The organism is Superficieibacter electus (assembly GCF_002915575.1).
Classification (GTDB): domain Bacteria; phylum Pseudomonadota; class Gammaproteobacteria; order Enterobacterales; family Enterobacteriaceae; genus Superficieibacter; species Superficieibacter electus.
In genome coordinates this window covers 229,560-246,824 of sequence record NZ_PQGD01000007.1, presented here as the reverse complement: position 1 = coordinate 246,824, position 17,265 = coordinate 229,560, and the positions used below count along the sequence as shown (strand labels likewise).

The following is a 17,265-nucleotide window of genomic DNA, read 5'->3' as shown; positions in this document are numbered from 1 at the left end:
TCAGGCGGTCAGTTCGGCCGCCTGTAATACATTTCAGGTATGGATGCTGTGAAAATTCATCGTTTATCGCTCCTGATCGGTATTCTTCTTGCCTCGCCCGCTATGGCCGCTGAATTTAATCTTAACGTGCTGGATAAATCCATGCGTAATAGCGTCGATCTTTCACTGCTCAAAGATCCCGCTGCTGTTGCTCCAGGGGACTATTTTGTTACCCTGGTGATAAACAGTAATAAGATCAGTTCAGGGCAAAAAGTTCGCTGGAGGAAAGTGGGAGATACCACCCAGCCCTGTATATCGACAGAGGTCGTGGATAAATTTAATTTAAAAGATGAAGTCCGTCAGGCGCTAAAAGAAACCGATGGCTGCGTAGACTTCTCTTTGCATCCGGAAATAACCTTTACCTTCGATCAGGCAAATCAACAGCTCACCATTTCTGTGCCACAGGCATGGCTCACATGGCAATCGGCAACCTGGACACCCCCTTCAACCTGGAGCGAGGGCATACCTGGTTTCCTGCTCGATTATAACCTCTTTGCCAGCACTTATCGTCCCGACCAGGGTGACAGTAGCCAGAATATAAATACCTACGGTACGGCAGGGCTTAATGCCGGGCCGTGGCGCTTACGCAGCGACTATCAATATAGTCAAACGCAGACCGATGGCCATAATGACAGTGATGGCTCGATCGCCCGTACTTATCTGTTTCGTCCTCTGCCCTCCATCGGTGCCCGAATGACGCTCGGCGAAACCGATTTAAGTTCGAATATTTTTGATGGCTTTTCGTATACCGGGGCTGCACTGGCCAGTGACGATCGCATGCTGCCCTGGGAGTTACGCGGTTATGCCCCGCAAATCAGCGGGGTGGCACAAACCCATGCTACCGTGACGGTGAGCCACTCTGGCCGCGTAATTTACCAGACCAAAGTCTCTCCCGGCCCGTTTGTGATTGAAGATTTAAACCAGTCAGTACAAGGGACACTGGATGTGAAAGTGACGGAAGAAGATGGCCGGGTAAACACCTTTCAGGTTTCTGCGGCCTCGACACCGTTTTTGACGCGTGAAGGTCAAATCCGTTACAAAGCGGCCGCCGGACGCGCTCGCCCTACCCTCTCTCACCATACGGCTGATGAGACTTTTATTACCAATGAAGTGTCCTGGGGCTGGCTGTCCAATACCTCCCTTTATGGCGGGTTATTAATCGCAGGCGATAACTACCGCTCCGGCGCGGTGGGGATTGGACAAAATATGCTCTGGCTGGGTGCCATTTCGTTTGACGTGACTCGCGCCAGCAGTCAGTTTGATGACGGCAAGGAGGAAAAGGGCTTTAGCTATCGCGTCAACTACAGTAAGCGTTTCGATGCCACCGACAGTACGGTATCGCTGGCGGCTTATCGCTTTTCAGACCGTCATTTTCATAGTTACGCCAACTTCATTGACCATCAGTATAACGATAATGACACTCAGGATGAAAAACAGACCATCAGCCTTACAGCCAGCCAGCCGGTATCCCCTCTCAATATGAACCTGAGCGTAAATATTTTACGCCAGAGCTGGTGGAACGAAGATACGTCAACCACGGCAAATATCAGCGCCGGTTTCAACTTTGACGTTGGCAGATGGAAAAACATTTCCCTTACCACCACTTACAGCACTACACATTACGAAGATAGCGATAACGACAACCAGATTTATGTCTCCCTCTCGCTGCCAATCGGCGATAATAACCGCCTGGGTTACGACATGCAGGACAACAGTAGTACATCGCACCGTCTCTCCTGGAATGATTTTTCCGATCCACATAATACCTGGGGTATCTCTGCCGGGATGGATAACGGTCGTCCTGACCACGGCACTCAGTTTAGTGCCAACTACGACCACATCGCTTCGGCCGGTGAATGGGATCTTTCCGGCAACTATGCCGTCAATGATTACAGTTCGTTGAGCACCAGCTGGAGCGGTTCATTTACTGCAACCCCACAGGGTGCCGCGTTCCACCGACGGGCATCCGGCAACGAGCCACGCCTGATGGTCAGCACGGATGGTATTGCTGACATTCCCGTCGCAGGTGACAGCGACCTGACCAACCGCTTTGGGTATGCCGTGGTGCCGATGATTTCCAGTTATCAGCCCACCACGATCGAAGTCAATATGGACGAGCTGCCCGATGGTGTGACCGTAAGTGAAAATACTATCCGTGAAACCTGGATCGAAGGTTCCATCGGCTATAAAGCGCTGGCCTCGCGTGCAGGGAAAAATGTGAATGTGCTTATCCGCGATACTGCGGGTAACGTTCCGCCTCTTGGCGCAGTGGTCGTGCATAAAGAAAGTGAAACCGAGGTCGGCATGGTCAGTGAAGAGGGTCACGCCTGGCTTAGTGGTGTTGACAGCGGTCAGACATTTATCGTGCGCTGGGAGGATCATACCTGCCAGATCACCCTTCCCGAAGCGCTGGAGAAAGTGACCCAACGCCTGTTACTTCCCTGTCATTAATTAAGGAAAAGAGATGACAATTTATCGAAAAATTCCGCTGCTTTTACTGGCAGTTAGTCTGTGCAGCCAGGCAGCATTAGTGCCCGATCGCACCCGGGTCATCTTCAACAGTAAAGATAAAGCGACCAGCGTTAAAATCAGTAATCAAAGCCCGAAAGATCCCTATCTGGCCTATTCATGGATTGAGGATGAAAAAGGGAATAAGACCGATGAGTATCTGACTGCCCTGCCGCCCATTCAGCGAGTGAATCCTTCTGCGGCAACGCAGGTAAGGATTATTAAACAGGATACGGTAGCTCAGCTCCCCACCGATCGGGAAACGTTATTTTATTATAACCTGCGTGAAATTCCGCCAACGCCCGAGAAAAAAAGTGATGCCGCAATATTACAGATTGCTGTCCAAAGCCGCATTAAACTGTTCTGGCGACCCGCAGCATTACGTAAGAAAACCGGCGAGCGCGTTGAATTACAGTTAAAGGTCTCTCAGCAGGGAGGCGATCTTTTGCTCGAAAACCCGACGCCGTATTATTTGACAATTGCTTATCTGGGAAAAGATAAAAAAGGAGTGCTACCCGGTTTTCAAAGCACGATGATTGCGCCATTTAGTCGCGCCAGTACCCATACCTCCGGCTATTCAGGCAACACATTTTATCTGGGATATATGGATGACTACGGAGCGCTAAGAATGACCACTCTTTCATGCCAGGGAAATTGTACGCTTACCCCCGTGGAGGCGACAAAATGACGTGTTGGGCGCGTATCTTATTGTTGATAGTGGTCGCTTTCATACCGTTGAAATCAGCGCTGGCGCTGGACTGCTATTTTGGCTCTGCTGGTGGCGAAACGGAAAAATTTGAAACGGTTAATCCTTTTGCGGTACCGAATAACGCTAAACCCGGCGATAAGATTTGGGAGTCAGATGACATCAAAATCCCGGTTTATTGCGATAACAACACCGATAGCGGATTTATGGCAGAAAATGTTTATGCCTGGGTAAACCCCTACCCTGGCATTCAGGATCGATATTATCAGCTTGGCGTGACCTACAACGGGATTGATTATGACTCCAGCCTCGGCAAAAGCAGTATTGATACCACACAATGTATTGACGCCGAAAAAATAAAGATTTACACCCCAGAACAAATTGCACAAATGGGCTGGGAGTATAAGCTTTGTTCGAAAGACCCTAATAACATTCATACTTATCGAACGTTTATTGCCCGAATGCGTTTGTACGTGAAAATCCGCGAAATGCCGCCTCATGATTATCAAAGTCCTCTAAGCGACTATGTCATCGTTCAATTTGATGGTAAGGGTGGGATCAACGTTGACCCGACGGCAAAAAACCTGAAATATCATATTAACGGCCTACAAAATATTCGCGTACTGGACTGTAGCGTTAACTTCGCCATTACTCCGGAAAATCAGGTGATCGATTTTGGCAGGTTCAACGTGTTGGATATTTCCCGGCACAATATGACCCGCCAGTTTGGCATAAAAACGACCAAAACACAGGATGGCGAATGTACCGATGGCTTTAAAGTAACGTCCTCGTTTTATACCCAGGAAACGCTGATTGATGAAGATAAGGCGTTGTTGATCGGCAATGGTTTGCAGTTGCGAATACTGGACCCTAACGCCCAGGCATATACCTTTAATAAATATGCTGAATATGCCGATTTTACCAGCGACATGCTGGTCTATGAAAATAACTACACGGCTGAGTTATCGAAAGTCGCCGGAGCCACCGTCGAACCAGGTCCATTCGAAACCATTGTGTTGTTCAAAATAAACTATAACTAAGGCAGTGTCCCTCACTACCGTTGAGGGACACTTAAACACTCTGACATGCTCACATCGGATAGTGTAAATCGACTTCTGGCCTGATTCCGGAGGGCAATTTTTTCCCCCTCCCCCTTGTCCCGACACATTATTTCTGGCAGCCGGGACACCAGTAAAATGGCCGCGATGACAGCGTCGTTTTTTCAATAACGCCCCCGCAGCGTTCGCACTTTTTCCCCGCCCGATGAAAGACCTTAAAACTGAATAACGCGCCGTGATGACGTTTTTCGTTAACCCTGCCACGGGTAGTATAGGAAAGCCGGGGGATGACCAATAATGCGCCAGCAAGTGTATTCAGTTGTTCGTCCGTCAGTTCTGCTGCTTTATGATTCGGAGCCAGAGCGCTATGCCAGAGGATTTCCACGCGCAGGTAATTACCCAATCCTGCCAGAAATGCCTGGTCCAGCAGCAGCCCGGAAAACTGACGACGACGAAAGCGTGTCGAGAGCAGACGTTCTTTTACCGCCTCTGCGGTCAGCGTCATGTCCAGCACGTCTGGCCCAACCCGCAATAAAAAAGGATGCTGCGCCAGTTGGTCTGCCGTAAGCATTTCGATATCTGACGCGCTGTAAAGAAGAATGGCTTTATCTTCTGTTTGCAGGCGGACACGGAGTATACGGGTAGACTGCGGATTTTCAGCCGCGTTAACGACTCGCCAGATGCCGTAGAGTTGGTTATGGCTGTAAAGCGTCAGTCCGTTAGAAAAGTGGGTAAGCAGTGCTTTACCCCGCGTTTCGATGGTATCCACCGTTTCCCCGATCAGGTCAGGCGCAAAAGACTGTAGTTGGGGAAAGGCAAACCACGCATCGGTAAGGGGTTTACCTTTGATCGCCTTTTCAAGATTGTCTGCGGCACGGCGAATTTCCGGTCCTTCTGGCATAGTTTCTCCTGCGAGTGTAGTCATGCAGTGGGGGGTAAGTGCCCGGTGGCGCTGCGCTTACCGGGCCTACGAATGGCGGTGTTATGACATTAGTTTACACCCCGGATTGTAGGCCAAATGGCGGTGTTAGTGACGTTAGTTTACACCCCGGATTGTAGGCCGAAGGCGGTGTTATGACGTTAGTTTACACCCCGGATTGTAGGCCGAAGGCGGTGTTATGACGTTAGTTCACACCCTGGATTGTAGGCCGGATAAGGCGAAGCCGCCATCCGGCAGGCTGCACACAGAGCTGACGTTCGTAACCCGATGGTGTCGCTGCAACCTTATCCCGCGCAGACCTTTATCCCCTGTTGCGCATACGCGGTGCGCAAACGGCGGGCAAACGCCAGCGCCTGTTCACCGTCGCCGTGCAGACAGACCGTTTGCGCCGTCACCGGCACCCACACGCCGTCCACGCTCATCACCCGACCATGCTGGATCATCTCCAGCGTCTGCGCCAGCGCCCGATCTTCATCGTCAATCAGCGCGCCTTTCTGCTCACGAGGAACCAGCGTGCCGTCGCGCTGGTAACCCCGGTCGGCAAAAACTTCTTGCCGGGTGGTCAGCCCATAACGCTGTCCGGCGCGGATAAGCTCGCTTCCCGCCAGCCCGAGCAGAATTAACTGTGGATCGCAGTCGCGGACGGCGCGGGCAATCGCCTCTGCCAGCAGAGGGTCACGTGCAGCCTGATTATAAAGCATGCCGTGCGGTTTAACGTGGCGCATCACCCCGCCTTCAGCACGCGTAATAGCGGCCAGCGCGCCGATCTGATAAAGCGTCTCGGCATACAGGGTTTGCGCAGGAAGTTGCATCGCGCGGCGACCGAAATATTGCCGATCGGCAAACCCCGGATGCGCGCCAATCGCCACGCCGTTTTTCAGCGCTTCACGCACGCAAAAGCGCATAGTTGCTGCATCACCCGCATGAAAGCCGCAGGCGATATTTGCTGATGAGATCAGGGTAAAAAGCGCGGTATCACTGGCGCAACCTTCGCCGACATCGGCATTCAAATCGACCGTTTTAGGAGACGTCGGTGTTTCAGGCACTTTATTGCTCATCGTTCAGCCGCCATGCCAGTTGTTCAATATAGCGATGCTGATCGCTACGTGCTTTCAGCGCCTCCTCCAGCGTGCAGGGCACAAAATGAATCGGCTGCCCGAGCGGGATTTGCGCCAGGTGATACATATCGGCTTCAATCACGCTGGCAATGCGCGGATAGCCGCCGGTGGTCTGCGCGTCATTCATTAAAACGATAGGCTGCCCGTTATGCGGTACCTGAACGACGCCCGGCAGCAGGCCATGGGAGAGCAATTCACGATCGGTGTTGCGTTTGAGAGTCTGGCCCTGCAGCCGATAGCCCATACGGTTACTTTGCGGGCTCAGACGCCATGGCAAACGCCAGAACGCCTCCTGCGATGCAGTATCGAACTCATTATATTCAGGACCCGGTAGCGCCCGCAGACGATTTCCCCACAAAAGCTGTTTAATACCGTGCGGCCCGTTGAAATTACGCACCGGTGGGTGCGTGGCAAGCCAGTCACCATCCTGCAGCAGCCGCCCGTTAAGGCCGCCGATACCCAGTTTAAGATCCGTGCTGTACGCCCCCATTACCTGGGGCACGTCAATGCCACCCGCAACAGCGAGGTAGCTACGCACGCCGTGACGTGGGGTCTTTAACGTCAGGCGCTGCCCTGCCCTTGCCTGTTGTCGCCAGCCAGTCCACACCGGGCGTTGATCCAGTGTCGCATCGCAGCCTGCCCCGGTAAGGGCAAACCAGACATCCTGCTCAAATTCAACGGAAAATTGCCCGAGTACAATTTCCAGCGCGGCCGCGTTGATGTCATTACCAACCAGTAAATTGGCGATCCGAAATGCCGGCAAATCCAGTGCGCCACACTGGCTGATGCCAGATTGACGCTGGCCAATACGTCCGCCATCCTGCACGGTGGTCATCATCCCAGCACGAATAATGTTTAACATACGCCCTCCGTTTGCGGAATGAAGCGCACAGTATCACCAGGCCGCAGGAGCACCGGCTCACTGCGGGCAGGATCGAACAGCGCCAGAGACGTTTTACCAATCAACTGCCAGCCTCCCGGCGTCGGTAGCGGATAAATGCCGGTTTGCGCACCACCAATGCCAACGGAGCCGGCGGGTACCAGCAGGCGCGGCTCCGCGCGACGCGGTGTGATCAGCGGCTCTGGCAGCCCGCCCAGGTAGGGAAAACCGGGCTGAAAACCCAAAAACCAGACCACGTAATCCACCGAAGCATGAAGCTCTACAACCTGCTGTGGCGTCAATCCACTATGCCTGGCCACTTCGTCAAGATCCGGACCTTGTTCGCCGCCGTAGATTACCGGGATCTCAATGGCACGGGAATCCGGTTCCAGCGCCTCGCTCTCTTCCCACCAGCGCTGGAGTCGCTCAATCGCATCCAGCGCCAGCGACTGCGGATCGCGCAGCACGACGGTGATGTTATTCATCCCCGGAATGGCTTCCACCACATTTGGCATTTCAGCAACACGCTGCGTTAAACGCCAAATCCGCTTCTGGCTGGCCAGGGTGACGGGAGGCTCCAGCTCCAGTACCACGGCAGTTTCTCCTGACAGGTAACAACGCGCTCGCTGCACTTTCTTTCCTCTTATTAAGCCGGATTAGGAATGTCCACAAAGGTGACATCCAGGTCGGTATTCTCGCTCAACCATTCGCTGAGAGCGCGAATGCCCCCACGTTCGGTGGCGTGATGCCCTGCCGCGTAAAAATGCAGCCCCTGCTCACGCGCAGAATGAATAGTTTGTTCAGAGACCTCGCCTGTAATAAAGGCATCGACACCAAAACGCGCGGCGTTATCAATAAACCCCTGACCGCCCCCGGTACACCAGGCGACGCGCTGTACCACATCTGGCCCGGTATCGCCGCACCATAGCGGTTTACGCCCGAGACGAGCTTCAATCCAGGAAGCCAGCTCCAGCCCGGGCACCGGCATAGACAGTTCGCCCCACGGCAGCAACGGTTCAATTTCACCTTTTACAGTAATGCCCAATAGCGCCGCCAGCTGTACGTTATTACCCAGCTCCGGATGTGCGTCCAGCGGCAGATGCCAGCCATAAAGGTTAATGTCATTTTCGAGCAGAGTTTTCAGGCGCTGGCGTTTCATACCACGAATAATCGGTGCTTCGTTTTTCCAGAAATAACCATGATGGACAATCACTGCATCAGCCTGCTGGCGCACCGCTTCATCGAGTAGCGCCTGACTGGCAGTGACACCGGTGACGATCTTCTGCACCGCCGCCTTCCCTTCTACCTGGAGGCCGTTCGGACCGTAGTCGCTAAAGGTAATACTGTTCAGTTTTTCATTGATCAACTGTTCTAGTTCGGTGTTTTTCATCATTGTTTATGTTACCTCTTATTCGGATGCCAGCACTAACATAGCGTTCCCACGCGTCTTCGTCGACAGCCAATTATTACTCTGGATGATATCTGCCGCCAGACGTGCATAAAGACTCAAATTGCTTAGCACTGCCGGGGCCAATTCATGTATATTTATGCAACCAAACAGCATATTGCATAAATTATTAGATCTGCATCAAAGCTAGCCATTACGCACCCGACTTCAGTCCTGCGTAAGATTTTGACCGGGAATATCATGAATAAAAAAGCTTCACAGCCGCGTGCCATTTACTACGTGGTCGCACTGCAAATTTGGGAATACTTCAGTTTTTATGGCATGCGTGCGCTGCTGATCCTGTATCTCACCAACCAGCTTAAGTACGACGACAATCACGCTTACGAACTGTTCAGTGCTTATTGCTCTCTGGTGTACGTCACGCCTATTCTCGGCGGCTTTCTGGCGGATAAACTTCTGGGCAACCGGATGGCGGTGATGATAGGCGCGTGTTTAATGGCGATCGGACATCTGGTGCTCGGGGCCAGCGAAATTGCGCCGACATTCCTGTACCTGTCGCTGGCAATTATTGTCTGCGGCTACGGATTGTTTAAGTCGAATATCAGCTGTCTGCTGGGCGAACTGTACGAACCGCAGGACCCGCGTCGCGACGGCGGCTTTTCTCTGCTTTATGCGGCGGGCAATGTGGGTTCGATTGTCGCCCCTATCGCCTGTGGCTACGTGCAGGAAGAGTACAGCTGGGCGATGGGATTCGCGCTTGCGGCCATCGGCATGCTGGCCGGGCTGATCATTTTCCTCTGCGGCAATCGCCATTTCACCCATACCGCTGGCGTGAATCACTCGGCACTGCGCGCCAGAACCTTTGCTCTGCCGAACTGGAGCTGGCTGCTGGTACTGCTGGTGGTCGCGCCGCTGGGGATCACCGTGCTGTTCTGGAAAGAGTGGTCGGTGTACGCGTTAATTGCCGCGACGCTGATAGGGTTTGCGGTGCTGACGAAAATTTATCGTCAGGCGCAAACGCAAAAGCAGCGTAAAGAACTGGGGCTTATTGTTACCCTCACCCTGTTTAGCATGCTGTTCTGGGCCTTCGCGCAACAGGGTGGTAGCTCGATCAGTCTTTACATCGACCGTTTTGTCGATCGCGGCATTCTGGGCTATGACGTTCCGACCGCCATGTTCCAGTCGGTGAACGCTTTTGCCGTTATGCTGTGCGGCGTGGTGCTGGCCTGGCTGGTAAAAGAGAGCATTGGCGGTAATCGCACGGTGCGGATTTGGGGGAAATTTGCTCTGGGTCTGGGTCTGATGAGCGCTGGTTTCTGTATTTTGACGCTCAGCGCCCGCTGGTCAGCAACTTATGGACATTCTTCGATGCCGTTAATGATCACTGGTCTGGCCGTCATGGGTTTCGCCGAGTTGTTTATTGATCCGGTCGCCATGTCACAAATCACCCGCATTGAAATCCCCGGCGTCACCGGCGTGCTGACCGGCATTTATATGCTGCTCTCCGGTGCCATCGCCAACTATCTGGCGGGCGTCATCGCCGACCAGACGTCACAGGGCGCGTTCGATGCCTCCGGGGCGATTAACTATTCCATTGATGCCTATATCAATGTGTTTAGTCAAATTACCTGGGGAGCATTGGCCTGCGTGGGTGTGGTGCTGGTAATCTGGTTATATCAGGCGGTACGCGTAAGAAATCGCATGGCGGTCGCCGAACTCTGATCGATCCGTGCCCGGCAATTTTTTGCCGGGCACAATATCGTTATTCCTGCTTGCGCGCGGCCTCGTAAGCGGCAAGCGTCGTTTTCCGCGCCTGCTTATGATCCACTACCGGGCGGGGATAATCGAGCGTGACGCTGTTTTTCTCCGCCCAGTCCCAAGGAGCATGTATTGCCTTCCCCGGCACGTCTTTCAGCTCCGGTAGCCATTCGCGGATAAACTCGCCGTCACGGTCGAATTTCTCACCCTGAGTGGTCGGATTAAAGATACGAAAATAGGGTGCAGCATCGGTGCCGGTTGACGCCGCCCACTGCCAGCCGCCGTTGTTGGCGGCTAAATCGCCGTCAATTAGCCGCGACATAAAGTAGCGCTCACCAGCACGCCAGTCGATGAGCAAATCTTTGACCAGGAAGCTGGCGGCAATCATCCGCAACCGGTTGTGCATCCAGCCAAGTGCGTTCATTTGCCGCATCGCTGCATCAACAATAGGATACCCGGTTTTCCCCTCCTGCCACGCTTTAAACTGATCATCATCCTGTCGCCACTGCACCTTTTCCGTCCAGCCAATAAAAGGTTGATAGCGGCACAACGCCGGATTATAGGTCATTAAATGGCGGTAGAATTCCCGCCAGATCAACTCATTAAGCCAGACCGCGCCCGCCCCACCGGACAGCGCATCCGGTTGCTCCGTCAGCAGGCGATTCAGGCACTGGCGCGGCGAAAGTACGCCAAGCGTCAGGCAGGCCGACAGGCGGCTGGTACCGTCAATCGCCGGATAGTCGCGCCGCTGCTCATACTCCCCCGCCCCGTTGCGACAAAACTCGCGCAGTCGGGCAATAGCTGCCGCTTCATCCGGAGCAAAAAGCGTTTCGTCAAACGGCTCCTGCGGATAATCAATGGTGATGGTTTTTAACGATGTGCTCAGTGGGCCGCCGTCCCGCACCGACGGCGCGGCGACACAGTCCGGCAGTCCGTCCAGCAGGCGGCGCAGATACGCATTTTTGAAGGGGGTAAATACTTTATACATCTGATGATTGCCGGTCATCACGCTTCCCGGTGCCAGGATCACGCTATCGTCAAATCCCTGGCAGACTACCTTATCCAGCGCTTTTTCCAGCGCGGCGTCACGTTGCCGTTCGTTCAGTTCATATTGATAGTTATAAAAGAGATCGCTGACCTGTTCCTGGTCGCATATCTGTTTCACGGTGTCAATACTGGCGGTGAAGTCGGCTACCTCTTTGACGATGAAGGGAATACCTTTTTGCGCCAGCGCCTGTTGCAGTGCATTAAGTTGTGAGACCAGCAGTGCCGCCTGACGCGGCGACATGTGGTGCGCTTTCCACTGCTCAGGCGTAGCAATAAACAGCGCCAGTACCTTAGCGTGTCGATCCCGACACGCCGCCGCCAGCGCCAGATTGTCATGAAGACGTAAGTCGGCCCGAAACCAGACCAGATGGGTGGTCATAAATTAATGTCCGTAACGTAAGCGTAATTCTTCGGGCCAGGGATCAAAATAGCGTTGTCCCGCCAGATAAGGATCTGGGTATTCAGCCATGTAATGTTTGATAAGCGTAACCGGGGCCAGCAACGGTTGCAGTCCCTGACGATAGCGATCGATCAGCGCTGCCAGCTCCTGACGCTGGCGAGAATTGAGCTGCTTGCGGAAATAACCCTGTACGTGCATCAGCACATTAGTATGATTGCGCCGCGAGGTAGGCAGTGACATCAAATCCATCAGCCGCTGGCGATACTCAACAAAATAGTCCTCAAGTGATTCCCATTCGTTGATTGCCGCAACAAAGCGCCCCAACTCGCGGTATTTTGGCTGCGAATGGGCCAACAGCAAAAGCTTGTAGCGGCTGTGATACGCAATAAGTTCACCACGCGTTAGCCCAGCTTCACGCAGGGAGTTGAGTTCATGCAAAGCGTAAATTCGCTCGACAAAGTTTTCGCGGATCAGCGGGTCATGCAGCCGCCCGTCTTCTTCAACCGGCAGCCAGGGAAAGGTTTCCATCAACACGCGCGTGTAAATTCCGCGTCCCGCTTTGCGATTATTTTTACCCTCTGCATCATAAACGCGCACGCGCTCCATGCCGCAACTGGGCGATTTCGCGCAGACGATGTAGCCGCATAAATGTCCGAAGTGACGGATACGCTGACGGGTAAAAGATTCCATATCCGCCGTTAAGTCACCTTCACGTTTATCGCTAAAACGCAGGCTAATCTCCCCTTCACTACTTTTAACCAACCGCAGCGCCGGACGCGGCACCGGCAGGCCAATCCCCATTTCCGGACAAACCGGCTCGAAACGGACCCATGACGCCAGTTCATCGACGGCAAATGTCAGCCGTTTATGCCCGCCATCAAAACGGACCTGTTCCCCTACTACGCAGGCGCTGACGCCAACAGGAATTTTTTCACTCATAACGGCTCCTGATTACTCTCAGGAATAAGTGTAGTCAGCATCAGGCAAAAAAATGGCCCGTCTGGTTAAGACGGGCCATAACAGGATGGAAATTTTTATTTTTGCTGTGTGTAGTCTTGCTTAGTAAAAGTCACAGGCTGCTTTTTCAGCCTGATCCATCCATACCGGTTTCTCGCTGGTTTTTGACCAGATACGATGCAGATAACTGTAAAAACGTGCACGATCTTTCCAGAACAGCATCACCGGTAACGCGATGATCCCCGCCATCAGGGCGAAAATTCGACGAAATAACACGGTGCTCGCTGAGTAATCTTTATACATATTCATAGAGTTCTCCCCCTTATGTTGGCCGGTAACGTTAACCGGAAATCGTTTTCTGATTAAAATAGTACCGCTTTGCGCGTAATTTTACTACTCATCCGACCACTTTTTTTAGCCTATTTAAGCTTTATTTACATTCACGGCGTAATTAAGTTACATAAAAGTTAAAATAATACTAAACATTAGTTAAATAAGGGCTATTGCCATTTTTATACTTTTTTTACGCCGGTGATGGCGATTTTTGCAAAATCTTTGCACCGAAAAGCCTACCTTCAGCGCATATCACTCATTGTTGTGGAGGTGAAAGGTGGGTACAGGCGTAATAGCCGGCATAGTGCTGGTGATATTGTTATTGGTATGGCTGATATATGCCCTGCTTAATGCGGAGGCATTTTAATGGTCACCCAAGGATTTTTACTGATCGCCAGCTTTCTGGCGGTACTTTTTATCCTGGCGCGGCCGTTAGGTGTCTTACTGGCGCGCATGATTGTCGGTACTCCTCTTCCCGGTGTGGAAGGCATTGAGAAGGGGCTGTGGAAAGTAGTGGGTATTTCTGCCGGAGAGATGCACTGGCGGCATTACCTGCTGGCGATATTGTTGTTTAACCTGCTCGGTCTGCTGGCGCTGTTTTTTATGCTTTTGTTTCAGGATGCGCTGCCGCTGAATCCACAGCATCAGCCCAGCCTCTCCTGGCATCTGGCGCTGAACACCGCGGTGAGTTTCGTGACCAATACCAACTGGCAATCTTACAGTGGCGAAACCACCATGAGCTACTTCAGCCAGATGGTCGGGCTGACGGTACAAAACTTCCTCTCTGCCGCCAGCGGCATTGCCGTCATCTTTGCCCTGACCCGCGCGTTTGCCCGCCGGAGTATGAATACGCTGGGCAATGCGTGGGTCGATCTTACCCGTATCACCCTGTGGGTACTGCTGCCGCTGTCGCTGCTGCTGGCACTATTTTTTATTCATCAGGGCACAATCCAGAACCTGTTGGCGTATCAGCCTTTCACCTCGCTCGAAGGCGTGCAACAGTGGCTACCGATGGGGCCGGTTGCCTCGCAGGAAGCGATTAAAATGATCGGTACCAACGGCGGCGGTTTTTTTAACGCCAACTCTTCGCACCCGTTTGAAAACCCGACCGCGCTAACCAACTTCGTGCAGATGCTGGCGATTTTTATCATTCCCGCCGCGCTCTGTTTTGCCTTTGGGGAAACGGTGGGCGATTGTCGACAAGGTCATACCCTACTCCTGGCAATGACGCTGATTTTTATTGTCAGCGTGGCGGTGGTGATGGGGGCTGAAACCCAGGGTAATCCGCATTTGATCCCGCTGGGGGCCGACAGCAGCCTGAATATGGAAGGTAAGGAAAGCCGCTTTGGTATTCTCCCCAGCAGCCTGTTTGCAGCAGTGACCACAGCGGCCTCGTGCGGCGCGGTCAATGCCATGCACGACTCCTTCACCGCCCTCGGCGGCATGATCCCGCTGTGGCTGATGCAGATTGGCGAAGTGGTGTTTGGCGGCGTCGGTTCCGGGCTTTATGGCATGCTGCTGTTCGTACTGCTGGCGGTATTTATTGCCGGACTGATGACCGGGCGCACGCCGGAGTATCTGGGTAAAAAGATCGACGTTCGCGAAATGAAAATGACCGCGCTGGCGATCCTCGTCACGCCTGCGCTGGTGCTGGGCGGCACCGCGCTGGCAATGATGACTGACGCCGGACGTAGCGCAATGTTGAACCCGGGCGCACACGGCTTTAGCGAGGTGTTATATGCCGTCTCGTCAGCCGCCAACAATAACGGCAGCGCCTTTGCTGGTTTGAGCGCCAACACGCCTTTCTGGAACTGTCTGCTGGCATTCTGCATGCTGGTGGGTCGCTTCGGGATCATTATTCCGGTGATGGCCATTGCCGGTTCATTGGTTGCCAAAAAAATCCAGCCTGCCAGCGCGGGAACCCTGACGACAACCGGGCCGCTGTTTGTCGGCCTGCTAACCGGCACGGTGCTGTTGGTCGGTGCCCTGACCTTTATTCCCGCGCTGGTCTCAGGGCCGGTAGCAGAACTTCTTTCTCTACGTTAAGCCGGTGGAACACATGATGAATCGCAAAAAACAGGCGCTGTTTGAACCTGCCCTGATGCGGCAGGCGGCCGTCGAGTCGCTAAAAAAATTAAGCCCGCAGATCCAGCTTCGAAACCCAGTGATGTTTATTGTCTGGGTAGGTAGCGTGCTGACCGCCGGGCTGGCTATCGCCATGTTTACCGGTCAGCTGGCGGGCGACGGACGTTTTACCGCCGCTGTTAGCCTGTGGCTATGGTTTACGGTGTTGTTCGCTAATTTCGCCGAAGCGATGGCTGAGGGGCGCAGTAAAGCTCAGGCCAGTAGTCTGAAAGGGGTACAGAAAACGGCATTTGCCTGCAAACTTCACGGCCCGTCACCTGACGCACAAGGCGAACGTATTCTGGCTGCCGATTTGCGCAAAGGCGATATTGTGCGGGTGGAAGCTGGCGACATTATCCCCTGCGATGGCGAAGTCATTGAAGGCGGCGCGTCGGTGGATGAGAGCGCAATCACCGGAGAATCTGCACCAGTGATCCGCGAGTCGGGTGGTGATTTTGCCTCAGTGACCGGCGGAACGCGTATCCTTTCTGACTGGCTGGTGATCGAATGCAGCGTCAACCCGGGTGAAACCTTTCTCGACCGGATGATCGCGATGGTGGAGAACGCGCAGCGGCGTAAAACACCAAATGAGATTGCGCTGACCATTTTGCTGATCGCCCTGACCATCGTCTTTCTGCTGGCAACCGCCACACTATGGCCCTTCTCGGCGTGGGCAGGCGAGCCGGTAAGCGTTACCGCGCTGGTGGCGCTGCTGGGCTGTTTAATCCCGACCACCATCGGCGGCCTGCTTTCGGCAATCGGCATTGCCGGGATGAGCCGCATGCTGGGTGCCAATGTCATTGCCACCAGCGGACGCGCAGTGGAAGCGGCGGGTGACGTGGACGTTCTGCTGCTGGATAAAACCGGCACCATTACTCTCGGCAACCGTCAGGCGTCGGCGTTTATTCCGGCGCACGGCGTGGAGGAAAAAACGCGGGCCGACGCGGCCCAGCTTGCCTCCCTGGCCGATGAAACCCCGGAAGGCCGCAGCATCGTGGTGCTGGCAAAGCAGCGCTTCAATTTGCGCGAGCGGGATATTCAGTCCTTACATGCCACTTTTATTCCGTTTACCGCCCAGACACGTATGAGCGGCATAAATGTTGATGAGCGGACTATTCGCAAAGGTTCTGTGGACGCCATCCGCCGTCATGTTGAAAGCAATGGTGGCCACTTCCCGGCCGATGTCGATCATAACGTAGAAGAGATCGCTCGTCAGGGAGCGACACCGCTGGTGGTTGCAGAAGGCGCACAGGTCCTGGGCGTCATCGCGCTAAAAGATATCGTCAAAGGCGGGATTAAAGAGCGTTTCGCCCGTCTGCGTCAAATGGGCATTAAGACGGTAATGATCACCGGCGATAATAGCCTGACCGCCGCCGCCATTGCCGCTGAAGCCGGGGTGGATGATTTTCTGGCTGAGGCTACGCCGGAAGCGAAGCTGGCGCTAATCCGTCAGTATCAGGCAGAAGGACGCCTGGTGGCCATGACCGGCGACGGCACTAACGATGCCCCGGCGCTGGCGCAGGCCGACGTTGCCGTCGCCATGAACTCCGGCACCCAGGCGGCGAAGGAGGCGGGAAATATGGTGGATCTCGACTCCAACCCTACCAAACTGATTGAAGTGGTGCATATCGGGAAACAGATGTTGATGACCCGAGGCTCGCTGACGACCTTCAGCCTGGCCAACGACGTGGCGAAGTATTTTGCCATTATTCCGGCAGCGTTTGTTGCCACCTGGCCGCAGATTGATGCGCTGAATATTATGCATCTGCACTCCCCTGCTTCCGCCATTCTCAGCGCGGTGATTTTTAACGCGCTAATCATTGTTTTTCTGATCCCGCTGGCGCTGCGCGGTGTGAGCTACAGGCCGCTTTCCGCGTCTGCCATGCTACGGCGTAATTTATGGATTTACGGCCTGGGCGGGCTGATTGTGCCGTTTATCGGCATTAAGCTTATCGATCTGTTGCTGACCCTGCTGGGTCTGGCGTGAGG

General features: G+C 53.8%; 15 protein-coding genes. 7 read left to right on the top strand and 8 right to left on the bottom strand.

What is annotated here, in order from left to right:
• Positions 1-39 precede the first annotated feature (39 nt).
• From CHU32_RS10885 to CHU32_RS10875, 3 genes are read left to right on the top strand one after another with little or no spacing between them, the layout of a single operon-like run.
• Positions 40-2,490, top strand: coding sequence for a fimbria/pilus outer membrane usher protein (locus CHU32_RS10885; RefSeq protein ID WP_103750841.1), 2,451 nt, complete (start codon positions 40-42; stop codon positions 2,488-2,490).
• A gap of 13 nt (positions 2,491-2,503) precedes the next feature.
• Positions 2,504-3,235 (top strand): fimbrial biogenesis chaperone, encoded by a 732-nt coding sequence (locus CHU32_RS10880; protein ID WP_103677490.1) that lies wholly within the window; start codon positions 2,504-2,506, stop codon positions 3,233-3,235.
• Complete coding sequence (locus CHU32_RS10875) at positions 3,232-4,293, top strand: fimbrial protein (RefSeq protein ID WP_103677489.1); 1,062 nt, start codon at positions 3,232-3,234, stop codon at positions 4,291-4,293. Before CHU32_RS10880 ends, CHU32_RS10875 begins: the two co-directional genes overlap by 4 nt.
• A 127-nt stretch (positions 4,294-4,420) precedes the next feature.
• On the opposite strand, the gene nei is transcribed toward CHU32_RS10875, so the two are convergent.
• The 5 genes from nei to CHU32_RS10850 form a co-directional block, all read right to left on the bottom strand.
• On the bottom strand, positions 4,421-5,212 hold the full coding sequence (gene nei / locus CHU32_RS10870; RefSeq protein ID WP_103677488.1) for an endonuclease VIII: 792 nt from the start codon (positions 5,210-5,212) through the stop codon (positions 4,421-4,423).
• A gap of 323 nt (positions 5,213-5,535) precedes the next feature.
• A complete protein-coding gene (gene pxpA, locus CHU32_RS10865; protein WP_103677487.1) occupies positions 5,536-6,309 on the bottom strand; it encodes a 5-oxoprolinase subunit PxpA in 774 nt (257 codons plus the stop codon).
• Positions 6,299-7,231: a 5-oxoprolinase subunit PxpC gene (gene pxpC, locus CHU32_RS10860; RefSeq protein ID WP_103677486.1), complete on the bottom strand. Its 933-nt coding sequence runs from the start codon at positions 7,229-7,231 to the stop codon at positions 6,299-6,301. The genes pxpA and pxpC overlap by 11 nt, the downstream gene beginning before the upstream one ends.
• The gene (gene pxpB, locus CHU32_RS10855) at positions 7,225-7,881 is read right to left on the bottom strand and encodes a 5-oxoprolinase subunit PxpB (RefSeq protein WP_103677485.1); all 657 of its coding nucleotides are present in this window, start codon (positions 7,879-7,881) and stop codon (positions 7,225-7,227) included. The genes pxpC and pxpB overlap by 7 nt, the downstream gene beginning before the upstream one ends.
• Before the next feature lie 14 nt (positions 7,882-7,895).
• Positions 7,896-8,639, bottom strand: coding sequence for a type 2 GTP cyclohydrolase I (locus tag CHU32_RS10850; RefSeq protein WP_103677523.1), 744 nt, complete (start codon positions 8,637-8,639; stop codon positions 7,896-7,898).
• A 258-nt stretch (positions 8,640-8,897) separates the two neighbouring features.
• Here CHU32_RS10850 and dtpD point away from each other — a divergent pair, with 258 nt between their 5' ends.
• Positions 8,898-10,379, top strand: a complete 1,482-nt coding sequence (dtpD, locus tag CHU32_RS10845; RefSeq protein WP_103677484.1) for a dipeptide permease DtpD — start codon at positions 8,898-8,900, stop codon at positions 10,377-10,379.
• A gap of 40 nt (positions 10,380-10,419) precedes the next feature.
• Here dtpD and phrB read toward each other — a convergent pair whose 3' ends face one another.
• The 3 genes from phrB to CHU32_RS10830 form a co-directional block, all read right to left on the bottom strand.
• A complete protein-coding gene (phrB, locus tag CHU32_RS10840) occupies positions 10,420-11,841 on the bottom strand; it encodes a deoxyribodipyrimidine photo-lyase (protein ID WP_103677483.1) in 1,422 nt (473 codons plus the stop codon).
• 3 nt (positions 11,842-11,844) lie between these two features.
• Positions 11,845-12,801 (bottom strand): YbgA family protein, encoded by a 957-nt coding sequence (locus CHU32_RS10835; RefSeq protein ID WP_103677482.1) that lies wholly within the window; start codon positions 12,799-12,801, stop codon positions 11,845-11,847.
• Between the two features lie 120 nt (positions 12,802-12,921).
• Positions 12,922-13,128: a YbfA family protein gene (locus CHU32_RS10830; protein WP_103677481.1), complete on the bottom strand. Its 207-nt coding sequence runs from the start codon at positions 13,126-13,128 to the stop codon at positions 12,922-12,924.
• A gap of 301 nt (positions 13,129-13,429) precedes the next feature.
• Here CHU32_RS10830 and kdpF point away from each other — a divergent pair, with 301 nt between their 5' ends.
• Genes kdpF through kdpB form a run of 3 tightly spaced genes read left to right on the top strand, consistent with a single transcriptional unit; the run spans position 13,430 to position 17,263 of the window.
• Positions 13,430-13,519: a K(+)-transporting ATPase subunit F gene (kdpF, locus tag CHU32_RS28915; RefSeq protein WP_103677480.1), complete on the top strand. Its 90-nt coding sequence runs from the start codon at positions 13,430-13,432 to the stop codon at positions 13,517-13,519.
• Positions 13,519-15,198, top strand: a complete 1,680-nt coding sequence (gene kdpA / locus CHU32_RS10820; RefSeq protein WP_103677479.1) for a potassium-transporting ATPase subunit KdpA — start codon at positions 13,519-13,521, stop codon at positions 15,196-15,198. The genes kdpF and kdpA overlap by 1 nt, the downstream gene beginning before the upstream one ends.
• A 16-nt stretch (positions 15,199-15,214) precedes the next feature.
• Entirely contained in the window at positions 15,215-17,263 is a 2,049-nt protein-coding gene (gene kdpB / locus CHU32_RS10815; protein WP_103750846.1) for a potassium-transporting ATPase subunit KdpB, read from the top strand.
• Positions 17,264-17,265: the final 2 nt, after the last annotated feature.